Annotated in this window: 15 protein-coding genes and 1 pseudogene; 10 read left to right on the top strand and 6 right to left on the bottom strand. The window is 69.3% G+C overall.

Annotation, left to right across the window (positions count from 1 at the left end; all coding sequences use genetic code 11):
* Positions 1-405: 405 nt before the first annotated feature.
* Positions 406-615 (top strand): DUF6243 family protein, encoded by a 210-nt coding sequence (locus CEB94_RS03985; RefSeq protein WP_246111702.1) that lies wholly within the window; start codon positions 406-408, stop codon positions 613-615.
* Between the two features lie 584 nt (positions 616-1199).
* Here CEB94_RS03985 and CEB94_RS03980 read toward each other — a convergent pair.
* From CEB94_RS03980 to CEB94_RS03970, 3 genes are read right to left on the bottom strand one after another with little or no spacing between them, the layout of a single operon-like run.
* Positions 1200-1460, bottom strand: coding sequence for a hypothetical protein (locus tag CEB94_RS03980; protein ID WP_175430842.1), 261 nt, complete (start codon positions 1458-1460; stop codon positions 1200-1202).
* Between the two features lie 48 nt (positions 1461-1508).
* The gene (locus tag CEB94_RS03975) at positions 1509-1925 is read right to left on the bottom strand and encodes a hypothetical protein (protein ID WP_175430841.1); all 417 of its coding nucleotides are present in this window, start codon (positions 1923-1925) and stop codon (positions 1509-1511) included.
* Positions 1926-1975: 50 nt separating this feature from the next.
* Positions 1976-2755: an inositol monophosphatase family protein gene (locus CEB94_RS03970; protein ID WP_175430840.1), complete on the bottom strand. Its 780-nt coding sequence runs from the start codon at positions 2753-2755 to the stop codon at positions 1976-1978.
* Between the two features lie 55 nt (positions 2756-2810).
* On the opposite strand from CEB94_RS03970, the gene CEB94_RS03965 reads away from it, so the two are divergent.
* On the top strand, positions 2811-3710 hold the full coding sequence (locus CEB94_RS03965; RefSeq protein WP_175430839.1) for a LysR family transcriptional regulator: 900 nt from the start codon (positions 2811-2813) through the stop codon (positions 3708-3710).
* 9 nt (positions 3711-3719) lie between these two features.
* Here CEB94_RS03965 and CEB94_RS03960 read toward each other — a convergent pair whose 3' ends face one another.
* On the bottom strand, positions 3720-4328 hold the full coding sequence (locus CEB94_RS03960; protein WP_175430838.1) for an NAD(P)-dependent oxidoreductase: 609 nt from the start codon (positions 4326-4328) through the stop codon (positions 3720-3722).
* Between the two features lie 332 nt (positions 4329-4660).
* Between CEB94_RS03960 and CEB94_RS03955 the strand changes: the two genes are divergently transcribed.
* The 3 genes from CEB94_RS03955 (at position 4661) to CEB94_RS03945 (ending at position 7858) form a co-directional block, all read left to right on the top strand.
* Entirely contained in the window at positions 4661-5020 is a 360-nt protein-coding gene (locus CEB94_RS03955; RefSeq protein ID WP_246112230.1) for a hypothetical protein, read from the top strand.
* Between the two features lie 5 nt (positions 5021-5025).
* Positions 5026-5175 carry a hypothetical protein gene (locus tag CEB94_RS03950; protein ID WP_175430837.1) on the top strand — a complete coding sequence of 50 codons (150 nt, stop codon included), beginning with the start codon at positions 5026-5028 and terminating at the stop codon, positions 5173-5175.
* Positions 5176-5545: 370 nt separating this feature from the next.
* Positions 5546-7858 carry an ATP-binding cassette domain-containing protein gene (locus CEB94_RS03945; protein WP_175430836.1) on the top strand — a complete coding sequence of 771 codons (2313 nt, stop codon included), beginning with the start codon at positions 5546-5548 and terminating at the stop codon, positions 7856-7858.
* A 415-nt stretch (positions 7859-8273) separates the two neighbouring features.
* On the opposite strand, the gene CEB94_RS03940 is transcribed toward CEB94_RS03945, so the two are convergent.
* Positions 8274-9155, bottom strand: a complete 882-nt coding sequence (locus CEB94_RS03940) for a siderophore-interacting protein (RefSeq protein ID WP_175430835.1) — start codon at positions 9153-9155, stop codon at positions 8274-8276.
* Positions 9156-9397: 242 nt separating this feature from the next.
* Between CEB94_RS03940 and CEB94_RS03935 the strand changes: the two genes are divergently transcribed.
* The 3 genes and pseudogenes from CEB94_RS03935 to CEB94_RS41630 form a co-directional block, all read left to right on the top strand.
* Positions 9398-9784, top strand: coding sequence for an ABC transporter permease (locus CEB94_RS03935; RefSeq protein ID WP_175430834.1), 387 nt, complete (start codon positions 9398-9400; stop codon positions 9782-9784).
* 112 nt (positions 9785-9896) lie between these two features.
* A complete protein-coding gene (locus CEB94_RS03930) occupies positions 9897-10718 on the top strand; it encodes a TetR/AcrR family transcriptional regulator (protein WP_175430833.1) in 822 nt (273 codons plus the stop codon).
* A 298-nt stretch (positions 10719-11016) separates the two neighbouring features.
* Positions 11017-11354, top strand: a pseudogene (locus tag CEB94_RS41630) (AMP-binding protein); the annotation flags it as partial.
* A 191-nt stretch (positions 11355-11545) separates the two neighbouring features.
* On the opposite strand, the gene CEB94_RS03920 reads toward CEB94_RS41630, so the two are convergent.
* The gene (locus tag CEB94_RS03920) at positions 11546-11875 is read right to left on the bottom strand and encodes a helix-turn-helix transcriptional regulator (RefSeq protein ID WP_175430831.1); all 330 of its coding nucleotides are present in this window, start codon (positions 11873-11875) and stop codon (positions 11546-11548) included.
* Between the two features lie 107 nt (positions 11876-11982).
* Here CEB94_RS03920 and CEB94_RS03915 point away from each other — a divergent pair, with 107 nt between their 5' ends.
* Together CEB94_RS03915 and CEB94_RS03910 are read left to right on the top strand one after the other, a co-directional pair.
* Positions 11983-12387: an STAS domain-containing protein gene (locus CEB94_RS03915; RefSeq protein WP_175430830.1), complete on the top strand. Its 405-nt coding sequence runs from the start codon at positions 11983-11985 to the stop codon at positions 12385-12387.
* Between the two features lie 304 nt (positions 12388-12691).
* Positions 12692-16963: a HAMP domain-containing protein gene (locus CEB94_RS03910; RefSeq protein WP_175430829.1), complete on the top strand. Its 4272-nt coding sequence runs from the start codon at positions 12692-12694 to the stop codon at positions 16961-16963.
* Positions 16964-17005: the final 42 nt, after the last annotated feature.

Genomic DNA, 17005 nt, shown 5'->3' with positions numbered 1-17005 from the left:
GGGCGTCCAGGGGGTCTGGGGCGAGCACGTAGGTCCAGGTCAGATCCCTGTGACGTGAGGACGTCCGTGGGGTTCGTGATGTCGACGTGACAGGAATGGCGCTGCAAGAACCCGCGTTGGCTCGCCTCCATCTGGCAGGGCTCCGTGATGTGAGGGGCGGGGTCCGTTAGCTGACTGGAAGGAAACGGCTGACCCCGGGCGCTCGCCGAAGGCCCGGGCGACGCCGGGACGGCGAAACGCCTGGTGTGCGGGGCCGACGGAACCGGGTAACGTCTTGGTCATGTTCTTCCAGATGCTGATTTACGAGTGAGAGCGTGATGGGCCCCTGCTGACGTCTTCGACGTCGCCGTGCCTGTCCCTCACCGATGAATCCGTAGATCACTTCACAACATTCCGGGAGAACCCGTGAGCAAGAACATCAACAACCCCGTGGGCATGGGCGGCGGCCAGCGCAAGAAGCTGTCCCGAGCCGAACGGCAGAACAACGGTCCGCACCGCAACCTGGACCGCCAGGGTGCCGCCGACCAGAAGGCGGAGCTGGTGCGCAAGATGCGCGAAAAGGCAGGCACAGCCGAGGACGCCGGGCAGACGGGCGACGACACCGCACAGAGCTGACGCACCCGTACGGCAGCAGGGCCCGGACCGCGACGCGCGGTCCGGGCCCTGCTACATGTCGGCCTGCGCGCGGCGATGCTGGTGGTCTTCGCGTTCGTCGCCCTTGCAGCCTTCCTCGCTCCGGCGGTCGAGCCCCGGTTGCCTTTCGAGGGGACCGCGCTCCGGCGTGATGCTGCGGCCGAGCAGCGGTGACGTTCCTTGTGGCGGGTACGGCGCCGTGGGCGGTCTCCTGCCGCGCCGGGCGGGAGTCCGTTCAGCCGTCGAGGAGATCTCCAGTGTTGAGTCTGCGGTGCAAGTGGGGAGTTGTCCGACGCCTCGCCGAACGGACGCCCTGGACTACTGGCGTTGAGCCCCTGAGCTGGACGTCGTCTCCAACGACCACTACTTGCGCTCCGCCGATCCGGAGTAGGGTCCCGCATGACAGAGGCGGAAATAGCCCGGCGGGCGCCCAGACAGCTCACCGAGATGCGCGACGTGTACGACCTCCTGGAGGAGGTGCGACTGCGCCCGGGGATGTGGGTGCGAGGTGGTTCGCTGCAGCATCTGAACTCCGTGCTGTTCGGCTATCACGTGGCTTTGATGGTTCACGGCGCCAAGGAAAAGCTTGACTTCCGGCAGGGCGGCCCGTTCGCGGCGAGCAGTGCCGACTGGGCGCCGCGACCGCGCGCCTCCGGGAGCGTCGCCCCGCCGAACATGTCGGTGCACTCCCCGTTCAGGAAGACGCTCCCGACCGCGACGATCCGCTCACCCGCCCAGACCGCGTACTGCCGCCAGTTTGTCTTGCCCACGCAGGACGCGGCCATCTCGATCATGTCCGGGGAGGTGAACCCGAAGGTGGTCATCATGACCGTGGCCCACTCCCGGGCCTGGTGCGCTTCGACGACGCCGACGCGTCAACCCGAAGCCAGCGCGGTTCGGTCGCCGGCGGTGGGCAAGCTTTCGATGTCACAGCCCAGTTTGGTGAATCGGCTGCTCTCGGCGAGGCCCAGTTCCGCGGCGGTGGCGGCCCAGTCCGGCGGCAGCAACGATGGTGCGATCATGAGCGAGCCCTGGGACACACCCTGCTCCCGGTAGAAGTCGCACACCCGGGCCAGGTCGTCGACGGTGATCGGACCATCGACGCCGAACCCACCCGCCCGGTTGAAGAAGTGGCTCGGATCGTCGCGGATGGCCAATGCCCGCGTCGAGCCGATGTGCAACGAGCCGAGACCCAGGGCCTTCCGCAGGGATGCCGACGCGCTGGTCGCGAAGTCGGCGTGGGCCATGATCTCGGTCAGCTCGGCAAGGCCGGGCGGCACGCTGGTCGTCATTCGTGATTCTCCCGCGTGGCGGTGATGGGGAAGATGGATCCGGACTTGCCTCAGGCGGTGAGGATTTCCAGCGCGGCGGCGTGCACGCCCGGCGCGGCGGCGAGGTAGCTCTCACTGGCCAGTTCCCACGGTTTGCCCTCGAGGTCGGTCACGACGCCCCCGGCCTCCTGGACCAGCAGCACACCTGCCGCGTGGGACCGGACGTTGTCGAACTGCCAGTGCACGTCCATCCGGCCCGCGGCGACCTGGGCGAGCTGGTGGGTCACCGGTACGGAGACCCGCACATAGAGGGCGGAGTTCGTCATCGCTGCGAAGGCGGAGCCCGTCCGCTTCGCGAGCTCAGGATCGTGACCCGGCTTGGCCTGCCCGGTGCCGGCCAGCGCGCCGTCCAACGACGTCTTGAGCGAAACCCGCAGCCGTACGCCGTTGAGGAACGCCCCGCCGCCCTCGGTGGCGGTGAACATTTCGTCGGAGACCGGGAAGTAGACCAAGGCCAGCACTGGGCGGCCGTCACGGACGAGGCTCACACCGATGTTCCAGTCGGGCATGCCGTGCACGGCGTTGACGTTGCCACCGACCGGGTCGATGAGCCACCACTCACCCGTGGCCAGCGGTCCCGATCCGTGTTCGTCGTTGAGCCAGCCCGCGCTCGGCAGGGTCTCGGTCAACGCTGGGCGCAACGTGTCGACAACGGCCGCGTCATTGGCCTGGAGGCTCGCGAGCAGTTCGGGAAGCCCGGGGAGACGGGGCTCGGTGGAATAGCGCGTCAGCATGCGGGCGCCGGCGTGGCGGACGGCGGCGACGGTGGCGGCAAGCAGTTCCTGGCTCATGGCATGCTCCCAGAGTTGACCGAAGTGGATTGACGCATTGTTAGGATTTACTTCTATGCAATTGGACTTGAATCTGCTGACCGTGCTGGACGCTCTGCTCGAGGAGGGCAGCGTGATGGGCGCGGCCGAGCGGTTGCACCTGTCCTCGCCCGCGGTGAGCCGCACCCTCGGCCGACTGCGCGCTGTCACCGGGGACGACATCCTGGTGCGCACCGGCCACTCGATGACTCCCACCCCGTACGCGCTGTCGGTGCGGGAGGACGTGCACCGGCTGGTCAGGCAGGCGCACCAAGTGCTGTCCCCGGTCCGTGAGTTGGACCTGGCCGAACTGGATCGCGCCTTCACGATCCAGTGTCATGACGCGGCGGCCGCGTCACTGGTGCCGGTACTGTTCGGGAGGGTCCAGCAACGGGCTCCCGGGGTGCAGCTGCGGGTGCTGGCGGAGAACTCCGTCGACACCGACGACCTGCGCCACGGCCGCGTCGATCTGGAGCTCGGAGGCGGCATGCCGAGTCTGCCCGAGTTCCGCTCCGAGCCGCTGGGCGAAGACCGGCTCGTCGTGGCGATGCGCGCGGACCACCCTTGTGCCGACGGACTCGACCTGGCTTCCTACGCGGCGCAGCCGCATGTGGTGATCTCCCGGCGTGGCCGCCTGACCGCACCGATCGACGACGCGCTGGCCGCCGAAGGCCTGCGGCGCCGGGTGGTCGCGGCGGTGGCGACGGTGTCCACCGCCCTGCAGATCGCCGCCCGCAGCGACGCACTGGTCACCTGCACGGCGCTCCTCGGCCGTCCGCTCATCGAGGCGTTCGGGCTCCTCACCCGGCCGCTGCCGATCGAGTCCCCGGCGGCGACGATCAACTGCAACTGGCACCAGCGCTACGACTCCGATCCCGCCCACGCCTGGCTGCGCGAGCAGGTCCGTGCGTCGATCGAGGAGATCACCGCCTGCTGACCACTGCGCCTACTCCGCCAGTGGCAGGGCCACGGCACCGGGGAAGGTGGGCTTCTCTGCTTCGTCGAGCATCGCCGCGGCGACGGTTTCCCGGCTGACCTTCGCACCGAGGTCGAAGGGGGGCGCGGCCTCCAGACCGACCGTGCGCCGACGGGGGCTTTCCGGCCCGTCAGCGAGCATCCCGGCATGGAAGACGGTGCCTCCGGCCGCGAGAACGGTGTTGTCGGCTGCGACCTTGTCCGCGAGCCGGTCGCCCAGCACCTTGACGAGCACACCCGCGCCCTCTCCCGCCGCTTCGGCCGACTTGCCCGTGCCGTAGGCACCGAGCCAGATGACGCGCCGTGGGCCGGCGGCGACGACGGCCCGGGCGCCGGTCAGGAGAATCCCGGCCCGGTCCGTACCGAGCGCGGAAAGGACCACGGAATCCTTGTCCACGGCAGCGGTGATACCGGCCGCGTCGTTCACGTCGCCCGCCACTTTCCGCAGGTTCGGAAAGTCGGGCAGCGCGATTCGCTCGGGATCACGTGCGATGGCGGTCACGGTGTGGCCACGTCGCAGAGCTTGCCGGGTGAGGGCAATGCCGGTCTGGCCGGAAGCCGCGAGAACAGTGAGGTTCATGCCGAGAACGCTAAGGAGCTTCTCACTTAACATCAAGTGCAAGTAACTGACTTGGCAAGTTACCCGGACGCAATACGGTGAGGCAAAGGGTGAGCGCGCTGCAGGAACGGTCACCGGCGATGCCGTGCCGACCGTACTCGGGGTGATCGCCGCGGTCAGCGGAGTGGTAGTGGCGGTCTTCGCCTTCTTGGTCCATCGGAAGACTCGCTCCTGACGCGAGGATTCGGATTCGGTCGCGCATGCCGTGGTGCGGTGCCCGTCAGATTCGGGCTCAGCGAGGCACCGGAGTCGGCACCCTGACCGACGCCTTCGCCTACGCCAGCGCGGCAGGCGTGACCCCCCGGATCGACGGCACCGTCAAGACGCCGTTCCGCCGCACTCCCCGGATCAACCGTCGACACGGACGTGTTCAGACGGCGGGCCTCTCCGACACGATCAGTGGCGGCCTCGGTCAGAGCGCACGTGTCCTCAACTCGACCTCCCCGGCCTCCTATTGGGGCGGCACTCTGACGTTCGACGTCGCCGTCAGCCCGGTCGGCACGACCTACGTCACCGTCCGCCTCTGGGGCGACGACTACGACGACACCTCCGACGAGGCCGCCTCCGGCACGAACATGTGGCGGCTGCAGCTCTTCTGCGAGGGCAAACAGGTCGGCCACCAGGACCAGGGCGCCGTCGACAGCCTCCAGTGAGTCCTGTGATCCAGAATCCCGTCCTGCGAGGCTTCGAACCCGACCGGGTGATCCTGCGGGTCGGCGACGACCACTACATCGATGGTGGCGCCGAACGCGATGCGGAGGAGTGGATCGGCCGGCCTCGTGGCGCCGGCGATAGGCCGTCGACGTAGTCGAGTTCCGCTTCCACTCGATGGTCGTGCCGACGAGGGACGGGGCGACGATGCGCTTGAGGTTCGAAGGAGCGGGTGGAGCGCAGGCGGGCGACGACATCGGCACCACTTCCTGGCGTTTCGACGGGGGCGTTGCGTGTCGTCACACCGTAGGAACGCTCAGGTCAGAGGCGCAGGTGGTGGGACACCATAGCTCTGGGCGCGGGAGTGCGCGCGCCCACCATGGATGCGGTGCCGTGCTGACTCCCGAGCCGACCCCGTCCATCCTCAACTCCCATTTTCGCACCTGCTCCTGAGAGCTGGTTAGATCGCTTCGGCCCAAGAGGCGGAGGCCGTGACGGCGGCCCGGGTGTGACAGAGGGAGACAGCAATGACCATGACCGCGAGGACGGACACGACATCGCGCGCGCCACGTGTTGCCGACAGCCACGACATGATCCGCGTGCGGGGCGCGCGGGTGAACAACCTCAAGGACGTCAGCGTCGATATCCCCAAGCGGCGGCTGACGGTGCTGACCGGTGTCTCCGGCTCCGGTAAGAGTTCGCTGGTGTTCGACGCGATCGCCGCGGAGTCGCGGCGGCTGATCAACGAGACCTACAGTGCCTTCTTACAGACCATCTTGCCCACGCAGGCGCGGCCGGAGACCGACGTGCTGGAGGGGCTGACCACGGCCATCATCGTCGACCAGGAGCGGATGGGCGCCAACGGCCGCTCCACGGTCGGCACCGCGACCGACGCCAACGCGATGCTGCGGATCGTGTTCAGCCGGCTCGGCGAGCCGAGCGCCGGGCCCGCGTTCCACTACAGCTTCAACCAGCCCGCCGGCGCGTGCCCTCGGTGTCAGGGCACGGGCCATGTGACCGACCTCGATCTGACGCGGTTCTACGACGAGGGCAAGTCGCTCGCGGACGGGGCGATCACCGTCCCCGGCTACAAGCCGGGCAGCTGGTTCGTGCGGATCTTCGCCGGGTCGGGTTTCGTCGACCCCGACAAGCCGATCCGTGACTACACCGAGACGGAACTCCACGACTTCCTGCACCGCGAGCCGACCAAGGTGAAGGTCGACGGCATCAACGTCACCTACGAGGGACTGATCCCCAAGGTGCGCAGGACGATGCTGGCCAAGGACAGCGACGGGTTGCAGCCGCACGTCCGGGCGTTCGTGGAGCGGGCGGTCACCTTCGGCACCTGCCCCGAGTGCGAGGGGACCCGACTGAACGAGGCGGCCAGGGCGTCGAGGATCAAGGGCATCAACATCGCCGACGCATGCGCGATGGAGGTCCGCGACCTGGCCGGCTGGGTACGTGGCCTCGACCAGCCCTCGGTGGCACCCCTGCTGGACACGCTGCGCCAGACCCTCGACTCGTTCGTGGAGATCGGGCTCGGCTATCTCTCACTGGACCGGCCCGCGGGCACCTTGTCGGGCGGTGAGGCCCAGCGCGTGAAGATGGTGCGCCATCTCGGCTCGTCGCTCACCGACGTCACCTACGTGTTCGACGAGCCCAGCACGGGTCTGCACCCCCATGACATCCAGCGCATGAACGAGCTGCTGCTGAGGCTGCGCGACAAGGGCAACACCGTGCTGGTGGTGGAGCACAAGCCCGAGGTCATCGCGTTCGCCGACCACGTGATCGATCTGGGGCCCGGCGCGGGGACGGCGGGCGGCACCGTCTGTTTCGAGGGCAGTGTCGAAGGGCTGCGCAGGAGCGGCACGCTGACCGGGCGGCACCTGGACGACCGGGCGTCGCTGAAGGAGTCGGTGCGCAAGCACGAAGGCGCGCTGGAGATCCGCGGGGCGCGGGCGAACAACCTCCAGGGCGTCGACGTGGACATCCCGCTCGGGGTGCTGACGGTGGTGACCGGGGTCGCCGGGTCCGGCAAGAGTTCACTGCTGCACGGGTCGATCCCCGCGAGCGCGGGAGTGGTGTCGGTCGACCAGACGCCCATCCGCGGCTCTCGGCGCAGCAACCCCGCCACCTACACCGGGCTGCTCGAACCGGTCCGCAAGGCCTTCGCCAAGGCCAACGGCGTCAAGCCCGCCCTGTTCAGCGCCAATTCCGAGGGCGCCTGCCCCACCTGCAACGGCACCGGTGTCCTCTACACCGACCTGGCGATGATGGCCGGGGTCGCCACCCCCTGCGAAGAGTGCGGGGGCAAGAGGTTCCAGGCCGCGGTGCTGGAGTACCGGCTCGGCGGACGGGACATCAGCGAGGTGCTGGCGATGCCGGTGGCGCAGGCCGAGGAGTTCTTCCGCGCCGGTGAGACGCGCATCCCCGCAGCCCATGCCATCCTCGGCCGGCTCGCGGACGTCGGGCTGGGCTATCTGACCCTGGGCCAGCCGCTGAGCACGCTCTCCGGTGGGGAGCGGCAGCGGCTGAAGCTGGCCATGCACATGGCCGACAAGGGCGGGATCTACGTCCTCGACGAGCCGACCACGGGTCTGCACCTCGCCGACGTCGAGCAGTTGCTCGGGCTGCTGGACCGGCTGGTCGACTCGGGCAAGTCGGTCATCGTCATCGAGCATCACCAGGCGGTGATGGCGCACGCGGACTGGATCATCGATGTTGGCCCCGGTGCCGGTCACGACGGCGGTCGCGTCGTCTTCGAGGGCACCCCGGCCGACCTGGTCTCCGCCCGCTCCACCCTCACCGGCGAACACCTGGCGGCCTACGTCGGCGCCTGACCGGCAGGACCCTGGCGCGGACCGCCGTCGCACATCAGCGGCGGTCCGCCGTGGGGGAGAGGGCTGGGTACCCTCGCAGGATCAGTCGAGAGCGGGTTCGTCGCCACCTCGTAGACCACGGCGGCTCCCATGCTGCGGAGCAATATGCGCGCTAAAGGCTCCGATATCTCGGATAATCCGATATGCCGCGAACATCAACTGGCATGCCACGCACATATTATCGGGTCAGTACTGACAACGCGGGGAAGTCCGCTCCGGGGCGCGTATCGAGAAGATTTCGCTCAGCCGCTTGAGGAGAATCGCTTTGGCTCGATAGGGATCCGCGGTCTTGGCGGCGTCGGCAAAGGGCGGCGTCGGCGAAACGAATGACCGGGACTCGCCGGCGGGCGGCGCGTCCCGGTCGGTGAGCGGCGGGTCAGGAAGCCTGGGCCTGCGCCTGAGCCAGGCGCTCCTGCGCCTCGGCGAGGTCCTCCGCGGTGGGGGCGTCGTCCTGGGTGAGCTTCAGACGCCAGCAGCCGGAGAACTCGATCCGGCCCTTGGCCATGCCGCGGTCGTCCACCAGATGCCGCCGCATCCGGCGCACCAGACCCGCCTCGCCGGCGATCCAGGCGAACCCTTCGCCGTCGGGCAGCGTGGCGGACCGCAGCGCGTCGGCCAGCGCCTCGCTGCGTCCCGGCTCGGTCACCCCTCGGTGCAGCCATGTCGTGGTCAGATCGGCCTCGGCGCGGAAGGGCTGCTCGTCGGCCACCTCCTGGACCTCGACGAACGCCAGCGCCCGCTTGCCGGCCGGCAGGCTCTCGATGATGGTCGCCATCCCAGGGACGGCGGTGTCGTCACCGGCCAGCAGCACCCAGTCGGCCTCCGCGAGCGAGGCGGACAGTGGCTTGGGGCGCGCGAAGTAGTCGCTGGGCCCGAACACGCCCAGACAGTCGCCCTCCTTGGCGTACATCGCCCACCGCGTGGCCGGTCCGGCGTGCCGGTGCAGGACGAAGTCGAAGGTGAGGGAGTCCGTGACCGGGTCGTGCGCGCGGATCGTATAGCTGCGCATCCACGGCCGCTCGTCCTCGGGGGAGGCGCTGAAGGCCTGGTACCACGACGTGAGGTCGGTGGTCTCGGTGATGTCCGGCAGGGCCGGCCGGGACTGTCCGGGGCGCGGGAAGTAGAGCTTGACCTGTTGGTCGGGTTCCGTGAGGGAAAAGCCCCGGATGTCGTCGCCGGTGAGAGTGATGCGTGCCATGTGGGGGGTGATCTGCTCTGTCCGGCTGACATGCAGGAGCCATATCGGCAAGCTGTTCATGGATTCCTTCGCGCGATCGGGGCGGATGGTGAGGGGGGCGTCGCCCGTCCGGTGCCGCCGCCCCGGCCATGACGTATCCCCCGAGAGCCTCTTGCCCGCAACACTTTACGGCATAAGGAGCTACCGGCACAGGCTCACGGGACGGCACCGGTGACTCTCGGCCGTCAGCGTGTGCGGCGAGTTTCCCCCCGACCAGCCGGCCGATCGCCTCGGCGCCTGGCTCACGCTGGCCAGGAGAGCTGGTGCTCGGGATGCTCGCCACGATGCCGATCGGCGCCGTCCTCGGGTGCTCAGCAACCCGCGCACCATTGGCGTCGTCATGTCCCCGCTCCTGGCGCTCTTCGGTGTCTGGGATTTTCTTCCCGGCCACCGAGGTACCGGAATGGCTTCAGTGGATCGCCCTGGTATTCCCCGTCTACTGGCTCGGGCTCGGAATGCGTGCCGTATTGCTGCCGGACGAGTTCGCCGCTGTGGAGACCGGGAATTCCTGGCGGTACGGGGAGATGTTCTGCGCACTCGGCGCATGGGACGTCATCGGCCTTCTGCCGGCCCCCGTAGTGCTGCGCCGAATGACGCGCAAGGAATCCGGCTCGGCCATTGAAGAACGCCGGAAAGTGGCCATGCAATAAAAATCTATGCGGGGCCGTTACGAGTTCAGGCGGCTCCACGCTGAGGACGGCTGCCGAGGGCCGTGCGGTAATGTAATGCACCATCCGGTTCGGTACCAGTCAAGGGGATGTGGTGGTGGTTTTCGCCGGCCAGGGAGATTTCCGTCGTTCCTTGGCCCTGCTGTGGCGCACTCCCGGCGAGGCGGCCGCCCGGAGCGGTCCGGGGCCCCGGCCGGGACTGACCGTGGACGCTGTCGTGGACGCCGGGATCGCCATCGCCGACACCTCCGGGATTTCCGCGGTCTCCATGCGCGAGGTGGGAAAGCGTGTCGGGCGGACCGGAATGGCGCTGTACACGTACGTGCCCAGCAAGGACGAGCTGGTCGACCTCATGTACGACCGCGCCCTCGCCGAACTGCCCACCGACTACGACCTCACGGACGGCTGGCGCGCCGCGCTCTCGGTCTGGACGCACGACTACTGGGCGTTCTGTCTGCGCCACCCCTGGACCCTCCAGGTCTCCCAGGCGCGCCCCGTCCTCGGGCCGCACGAGAACGCCATGCTCGAGAGCGTCCTGCGCATCCTCTTCGCGACCGGGCTGGGCGCGCAGGTGCTGCGGCGGGTCGTCGGCACGCTGATCAACCACGTCCGGGGCGCCGCGCAGACGGTGGTCGACTCCCGGCAGGCCGCCGCCGCGACCGGGGTCTCCGACGAGGAGTGGTGGACCGCCCGCTCCGCTGCCTTCGAGGAGGTCGTGCCCGACTTCGCCGAGCGCTTCCCGACGGTCGTCCGGCTCGCCAAGGAGGCCGCGACGGCCCCGCCCGATCCGGAAGGGCCGTATCTGGAGCGGGAGGCGACCGAGACCTTCGACGCCGGACTGGCGGTCCTGCTGGACGGGATCGAGGCCATCGTCCGCCGCGGCGCGCAGGACGCATCGCAGGCACGGGTGCCGTGAGGCCGATCAGGGCCCGGCGCCCGGATCGCGCCGCAGCGGCGACCCTGCCCCGGTTCCCGGGCCGTCAGCCCGACGTCTTCGCCATCGCGGCCTCGGCCAGGATGGAGGTCGCACCACGGGTCGCCGACGGCCTGGGAGATCAGGTCGCGGGACTCGGTGTCGTAGGGGCGGCCCAGGGGCAGCGCCGTGTGCTGGACGAACTCCAGCGCGGTGAAGTGCATGCGCATGAACGTCGGCTGGTCGAGCGCGAACTCGGTCACCGTGACGTTCTGCGGGATGCCCCGGCGAGACCGGCCGTGAGGTGCTCAGCGTCTACGGCCCGCCCGAGACGACGATCTGCTCCACCGCGTGGCCGAGCACTGCCAGGGCGTGACAGTCCTGGGTGACGGCCCGCCCTGTCCGGCCCGCACCGGCACCGGCACCGTCATCGGCCGACCGATCCGCACCACCCGGATCTACGTCCTGGACGCTGCCCTGCGCCCGGTGCCCCGCGGCACGCTCGGCGAGATGTCCCTCGCCGGTGACGGACTGGCCCGCGGCTACCTCGGCAGGCCGTCCCTGACCGCCGGACGCTTCACCGCGGACCCGCCCGGTCCCGCCGGAACCCTCATGTACCGCACGGGCGAGTCCCGACGGCCGGACCGTGGCTGTCGGCGGAAGACGCCGCCACCCTGCACCTGTGCGACCTCGCTCGCCTCCCCCCCCACGGCGTGACCCTTTACGTGTCCTCCACCCACAGCCCGCTCCAGCGGTACACCGTGGACCAGACAGGCGTGGTCCGCGCGGAACGGAGCCGGGGCCCCGCGGCCGCCGGTTCTCCGCAGTCGCTACTGAGCGACCGGCTTCCTGATGCGGTCCGTCTCGTCCTGTACGAGCAGGGAGAGCAGCGACGCCACGGAGAGGCCGGCCTCGGCCGGGTGGCGCAGCACCTTGTCCGGCTCGATGCGGTAGGTGTTCGTGCGCCCGTCCCGCGTGTGGGAGAGGTAACCGGCCTGCTCGAGATCGGAAATGATCCGCGAGACGGCGCGCTCCGTGAGCCGGCAGCGGGCGGCGATGTCACGGATGCGGGTGTTCGGGTTGTCGGCGATGGCTGCCAGTACGCGCGCGTGACTGGTGATGAACGTCCATCCGGTGTGGGACTCGGGCACTCCGACCATGACCAGCATTTTAAGGGGTACCGTTGCCGGAACGTAGATACGTGACATACTTTTCGTGCAACAGAGGACGTGCTCCCGTCGGGGAGAGCCACAGAAGGAGCCCGAAGGTGCCCTGGGACGAGGCCGGCGTGCCGGCGCTCACGCGCGACACCGGCGTCAAGCCGCTGCCGGAGCAGGCCACCGCGTATCCCCCCGAAGGGGCTGCGGTGTCGCAGTACGCATGGCGCGGGGCCTGGGTCGTCGTCGCCCGCGGCGCCTTCGACATGGACTCGATCACGCCGCTGGCGGACGCGCTGGACGCCGCGGTCAGGAAGCATCCGAAGGTGATCCTGGACGCCTCCGGGATCACCTTCGCGGACTCGACGCTGCTGAATCTGCTGATCCTCACTCACCAGGCGGGCACCCTGCGCGTGGTGGCGCCCGCACCGCAACTCCAGCGGCTCTGCGAGATCACCGGAGTCGACGGCCTCCTTCAGACACGGGATTCGGTCGATGACGCCGCCGCCTCCTGAGCTGCCCCGCGCACGCTCCCGGGGCCGGTCGGCGCACCCGACGTAGAAGAGGAAAGCGGTCCGGTCTTCTGCACAGCGGAGGACGTCGATCGAGGCCTCCTGCGCGGCGACGCGATTCGGCCGAGGACGGCGGCTCCTGCTTTGTTCAGGGCCTGAAACGTGGGTTAGCCTGCGGCGTATTTCCACATCACGCACACATTCGTGACGGCGGAAATGCATGCACGACAACCGGACCGCCCATCGGTCCGAGGGGTTCCGAGTCCTCGGTTCTCGAGGGCTCTTGGGGAGCGGAACGAGGGTGCGCATGACCAGCGACAGCACTGGGGTTGTCGATGCGGTGCCGGGCGACCAGGAGTTGCGGCGGCTGCTGGCCGGCCTGACAGCCGTACGTGACGGGGACTTCGGAACCCGGCTGCCGGACGACGCGGACGGCCTCATGGGCGACATCGCCAAGGTCTTCAACGGCATGGTCGACCAGTTGTCCGTGTTCACCTCCGAAGTCACCCGGGTGGCCCGTGAGGTCGGCACCGAGGGGACGCTCGGCGGGCAGGCGGAGGTGCCGGGGGTCTCGGGCACCTGGGCCGACCTGACCGACTCGGTCAACGCCATGGCGGGCAACCTGACCACCCAGGTCCGCGACATCGCCCAGGTGGCCACGGCGGTGGCCAAGGGCGATCTCTCGCAGAAGATCGACGTGCCCGCCCGTGGCGAGATCCTCCAGCTGAAGGAGACCGTCAACACGATGGTCGATCAGTTGTCCGCGTTCGCCGACGAGGTCACGCGGGTGGCCCGGGAGGTCGGCAGCGAGGGACGGCTCGGCGGACAGGCACAGGTGCCGGGCGTGGCCGGCGTCTGGCGTGATCTGACCGACTCCGTGAACCACATGGCGGGCAACCTCACCAGCCAGGTCCGCTCCATCGCCCAGGTCACCACGGCGGTCGCCGAGGGCGATCTGTCGCAGAAGATCACCGTGGACGCGCGCGGTGAGATCCTGGAGCTGAAGAGCACCATCAACACGATGGTCGATCAGTTGTCCGCGTTCGCCGACGAGGTGACGCGCGTCGCCCGCGAGGTCGGCACCGAAGGACGCCTCGGCGGCCAGGCGGACGTCAAGGGCGTCAAGGGCACCTGGCGCGACCTCACCGACTCGGTGAACTTCATGGCCGGCAACCTCACCGGCCAGGTCCGCAACATCGCCCTGGTGGCCACGGCGGTGGCCAAGGGCGATCTGTCGCAGAAGATCACCGTGGACGCGCGCGGTGAGATCCTGGAGCTGAAGAGCACCATCAACACGATGGTCGATCAGTTGTCCGCGTTCGCCGACGAGGTCACGCGCGTCGCCCGCGAGGTCGGCACCGAAGGACGCCTCGGGGGACAGGCCCAGGTGCGCGGGGTGTCGGGGACCTGGAAGGACCTCACCGACAACGTCAACGTGATGGCGTCGAACCTGACCGGTCAGGTCCGCTCCATCGCCCAGGTCGCCACCGCCGTGGCGCGCGGCGACCTGTCGCAGCGGATCACCGTGGAGGCCGCGGGCGAGGTCGCGGCGCTGGCCGAGGTCATCAACACGATGGTCGACACGCTGTCGGCCTTCGCCGACGAGGTCACGCGGGTCGCCCGCGAGGTGGGCACCGAGGGGCGCCTCGGCGGCCAGGCGCACGTGCCGAACGTCGCCGGCACCTGGAAGGACCTCACCGACAACGTCAATTCGATGGCCAACAACCTCACCGGCCAGGTGCGCAACATCGCGCTGGTGACGACCGCCGTGGCCAGGGGCGACCTGTCGAAGAAGATCGACGTGGACGCCCGCGGCGAGATCCTCGAACTCAAGACGACGATCAACACCATGGTCGATCAGCTGTCCGCGTTCGCCGACGAAGTCACCCGCGTCGCCCGCGAGGTCGGCACCGAGGGGCGCCTCGGCGGGCAGGCGGAGGTCGAGGGCGTCTCCGGCACCTGGAAGCGTCTGACGGAAAACGTCAACGAGTTGGCGGGCAACCTGACCCGGCAGGTCCGCGCCATCGCCGAGGTCGCGAGCGCCGTCGCCGAGGGCGACTTGACCCGCTCCATCACCGTGGAGGCGTCCGGCGAGGTCGCCGAGCTCAAGGACAACATCAACTCGATGGTGGAGTCCCTGCGCGAGACCACCCGGGCCAACCAGGAGCAGGACTGGCTCAAGACGAACCTCGCCCGGATCTCGGGCCTGATGCAGGGCCACCGCGACCTGCCCGTGGTCGCCGAGCTGATCATGGACGAGCTGGTCCCGCTGGTGTCGGCCCAGTACGGGGCCTTCTACCTCGCCGAGGACGGCGACGACGGCGCCGAACTGCGGCTCGTCGGCTCCTACGGTTACCCGGAGGACAGCAGCCGGCCCTCCCGCATCGCCTTCGGCCGCACCCTGGTCGGCCAGGCCGCGCGCAGCCGGCGCACCATCCTGGTGGAGGAGCTGCCAGAAGGCTACGTGACCATCTCCTCGGGCCTCGGCCAGGTGGTGCCGACCGCGCTGGTGCTGCTGCCCATCGTCGTCGAGGGCCAGGTGCTCGGCGTCATCGAGCTGGCGTCCGTCACGCCCTTCACCCAGATCCACCGGGACTTCCTCGCGCAGCTGATGGAGACCATCGGCGTCAACGTCAACACCATCGTGGCCAACGCCCGCACCGACGAGCTGCTGGTCGAATCACAGCGCCTCACGGTCGAACTCCAGGCTCGCTCCACGGAGTTGCAGGTGCAGCAGGAGGAACTGCAGCGCTCCAACGCGGAACTGGAGGAGAAGGCCTCGCTGCTGGCGGCGCAGAACAGGGACATCGAGGCGAAGAACCTGCAGATCGAGCAGGCGCGCCAGGAACTGGAGACGCGCGCCCAGCAGCTGTCGCTGGCCTCGAAGTACAAGTCGGAGTTCCTGGCCAACATGAGCCACGAACTGCGCACCCCGCTCAACAGCCTGCTCATCCTCGCCCAGTTGCTGGCGCAGAACCCGTCCCGCAACCTCACCCCCAAACAGGTCGAGTACGCGCAGATCATCCACTCCGCCGGTTCGGATCTGCTGCAGCTGATCAACGACATCCTCGACCTGTCGAAGGTCGAGGCCGGGAAGATGGACGTCACGCCCGAGCGGGTGACGCTCCGCCAGCTCATCGAGTACGTCGAGGCCACCTTCCGCCCGATGACGACGCAGAAGAGCCTGGACTTCACGGTGACGACCGCTCCCGGCGCGCCCGCGGACGTGCTCACGGACGAGTCCCGGCTGCGCCAGGTGCTGCGCAACCTCCTGTCGAACGCGGTGAAGTTCACCGAGCAGGGCGGCGTCGAGCTGAGCATCGAGCCCGCCACGGACGACGAGGTGCCCCAGGGCGTGGTCCGCGGCGCCGCCGTGGTGGCCTTCCGCGTCAAGGACACCGGCATCGGCATTCCCGAGCAGCACCTGGAGACGATCTTCGGCGCCTTCCAGCAGGCGGACGGCACGACGAGCCGGAAGTACGGCGGCACCGGCCTGGGTCTGTCCATCACGCGGGAGATCGCCCAACTGCTCGGCGGCGCCGTGTCGGTGCAGAGCACGCCCGGCCAGGGCAGTACCTTCACGCTCTTCCTGCCCGTGGCCCGAACCGACTTCGAGGAACTGCTCGGTCACGGCAGGACCTCCGAGCGGGCCCTGGCCGAACCCGTGCCGCACGGACTGTCCGGCTCGGCGCCGGTGTCCCAGATCGGGCCGGGCCCCCGGCCCCGCCGCCTGCTCGTCGTGGAGGAGCGCTCACGCGGTCTGCTGACCCTCGTCGCGGAGAGCGTGGTCGCCGACCTGACGCACGGCCGGGCCGACGGCGCTCAGCGGCCCGCGGTCGACATCATCACCGCCGTCGGCGCGCAGGAGGCGGCCGGTGCTCTCGCGTCGGAGCCGTGCCACTGCGTCGTCCTGGAGCTGGGCATGCGCGACGACGAGGCGTCCCGCTTCCTCCAGGCCCTGGAGGGCGACTCGGCGCTGACGAGTGTTCCGGTGCTGGTGCACAGCAGTCACCCCGCGGACGTGTCCCTGGACGAGACGCTGCGCTCCCGCTCGGCGGGCGGCGCACTGGAGTTGCTGTCCAGCCTCGACGAACTCCGTGAGCGCATCGCGCTGCACCTGTCCGCCGAGGAACCCGGGGACGTGCTCTCCCTCGTCCGGACCGAAGGGCCGCAGCATCTGACGCCGCCCTCCGTCGACGACGTGGCGGCGGGCCGCACCGTCCTCGTCGTCGACGACGACGCGCGGAACCTGTTCGCGCTGAGCGGGATCCTGGAGCTGCACGGCTTCCGCGTCCTGCACGCCGAGAACGGGCGCAGAGGCATCGAGACACTGGTGAACAACCCGGACGTCGCCCTCGTGCTGATGGACGTGATGATGCCGGAGATGGACGGCTACACCGCGACGGCCGAGATCCGCCGGATGCCGCAGTACGCCGAGCTGCCCATCATCGCCGTCACGGCGAAGGCGATGCCGGGCGACCGGGACAAGAGCCTTGCCTCGGGTGCCAGCGACTACGTCACCAAGCCCGTCGACACGCACGACCTCATGGCCTGCGTCCGCCGCTGGCTGCCCGCATGAGCACACCGGCGCCCGGCCCGCTCACCGGCGGGCCGGGCGTCC

It is taken from the genome of Streptomyces hawaiiensis, assembly GCF_004803895.1.
Taxonomy (GTDB): Bacteria; Actinomycetota; Actinomycetes; order Streptomycetales; family Streptomycetaceae; genus Streptomyces; species Streptomyces hawaiiensis.
Note: the sequence above shows the minus strand (reverse complement) of the source record. Positions and strands in the feature narration are given on the sequence as shown.

Bases quoted from the DNA above. Each gene is read 5' to 3' on its own strand.
- CEB94_RS03980 (WP_175430842.1), bottom strand. From the start codon at position 1,460: ATGATGACCACCTTCGGGTTCACCTCCCCGGACATGATCGAGATGGCC.
- CEB94_RS03975 (WP_175430841.1), bottom strand. From the start codon at position 1,925: ATGACGACCAGCGTGCCGCCCGGCCTTGCCGAGCTGACCGAGATCATG.
- CEB94_RS03970 (WP_175430840.1), bottom strand. From the start codon at position 2,755: ATGAGCCAGGAACTGCTTGCCGCCACCGTCGCCGCCGTCCGCCACGCC.
- CEB94_RS03965 (WP_175430839.1), top strand. From the start codon at position 2,811: ATGCAATTGGACTTGAATCTGCTGACCGTGCTGGACGCTCTGCTCGAG.
- CEB94_RS03960 (WP_175430838.1), bottom strand. From the start codon at position 4,328: ATGAACCTCACTGTTCTCGCGGCTTCCGGCCAGACCGGCATTGCCCTC.
- CEB94_RS03945 (WP_175430836.1), top strand. From the start codon at position 5,546: ATGACCATGACCGCGAGGACGGACACGACATCGCGCGCGCCACGTGTT.
- CEB94_RS03940 (WP_175430835.1), bottom strand. From the start codon at position 9,155: ATGAACAGCTTGCCGATATGGCTCCTGCATGTCAGCCGGACAGAGCAG.
- CEB94_RS03920 (WP_175430831.1), bottom strand. From the start codon at position 11,875: ATGGTCGGAGTGCCCGAGTCCCACACCGGATGGACGTTCATCACCAGT.
- CEB94_RS03910 (WP_175430829.1), top strand. From the start codon at position 12,692: ATGACCAGCGACAGCACTGGGGTTGTCGATGCGGTGCCGGGCGACCAG.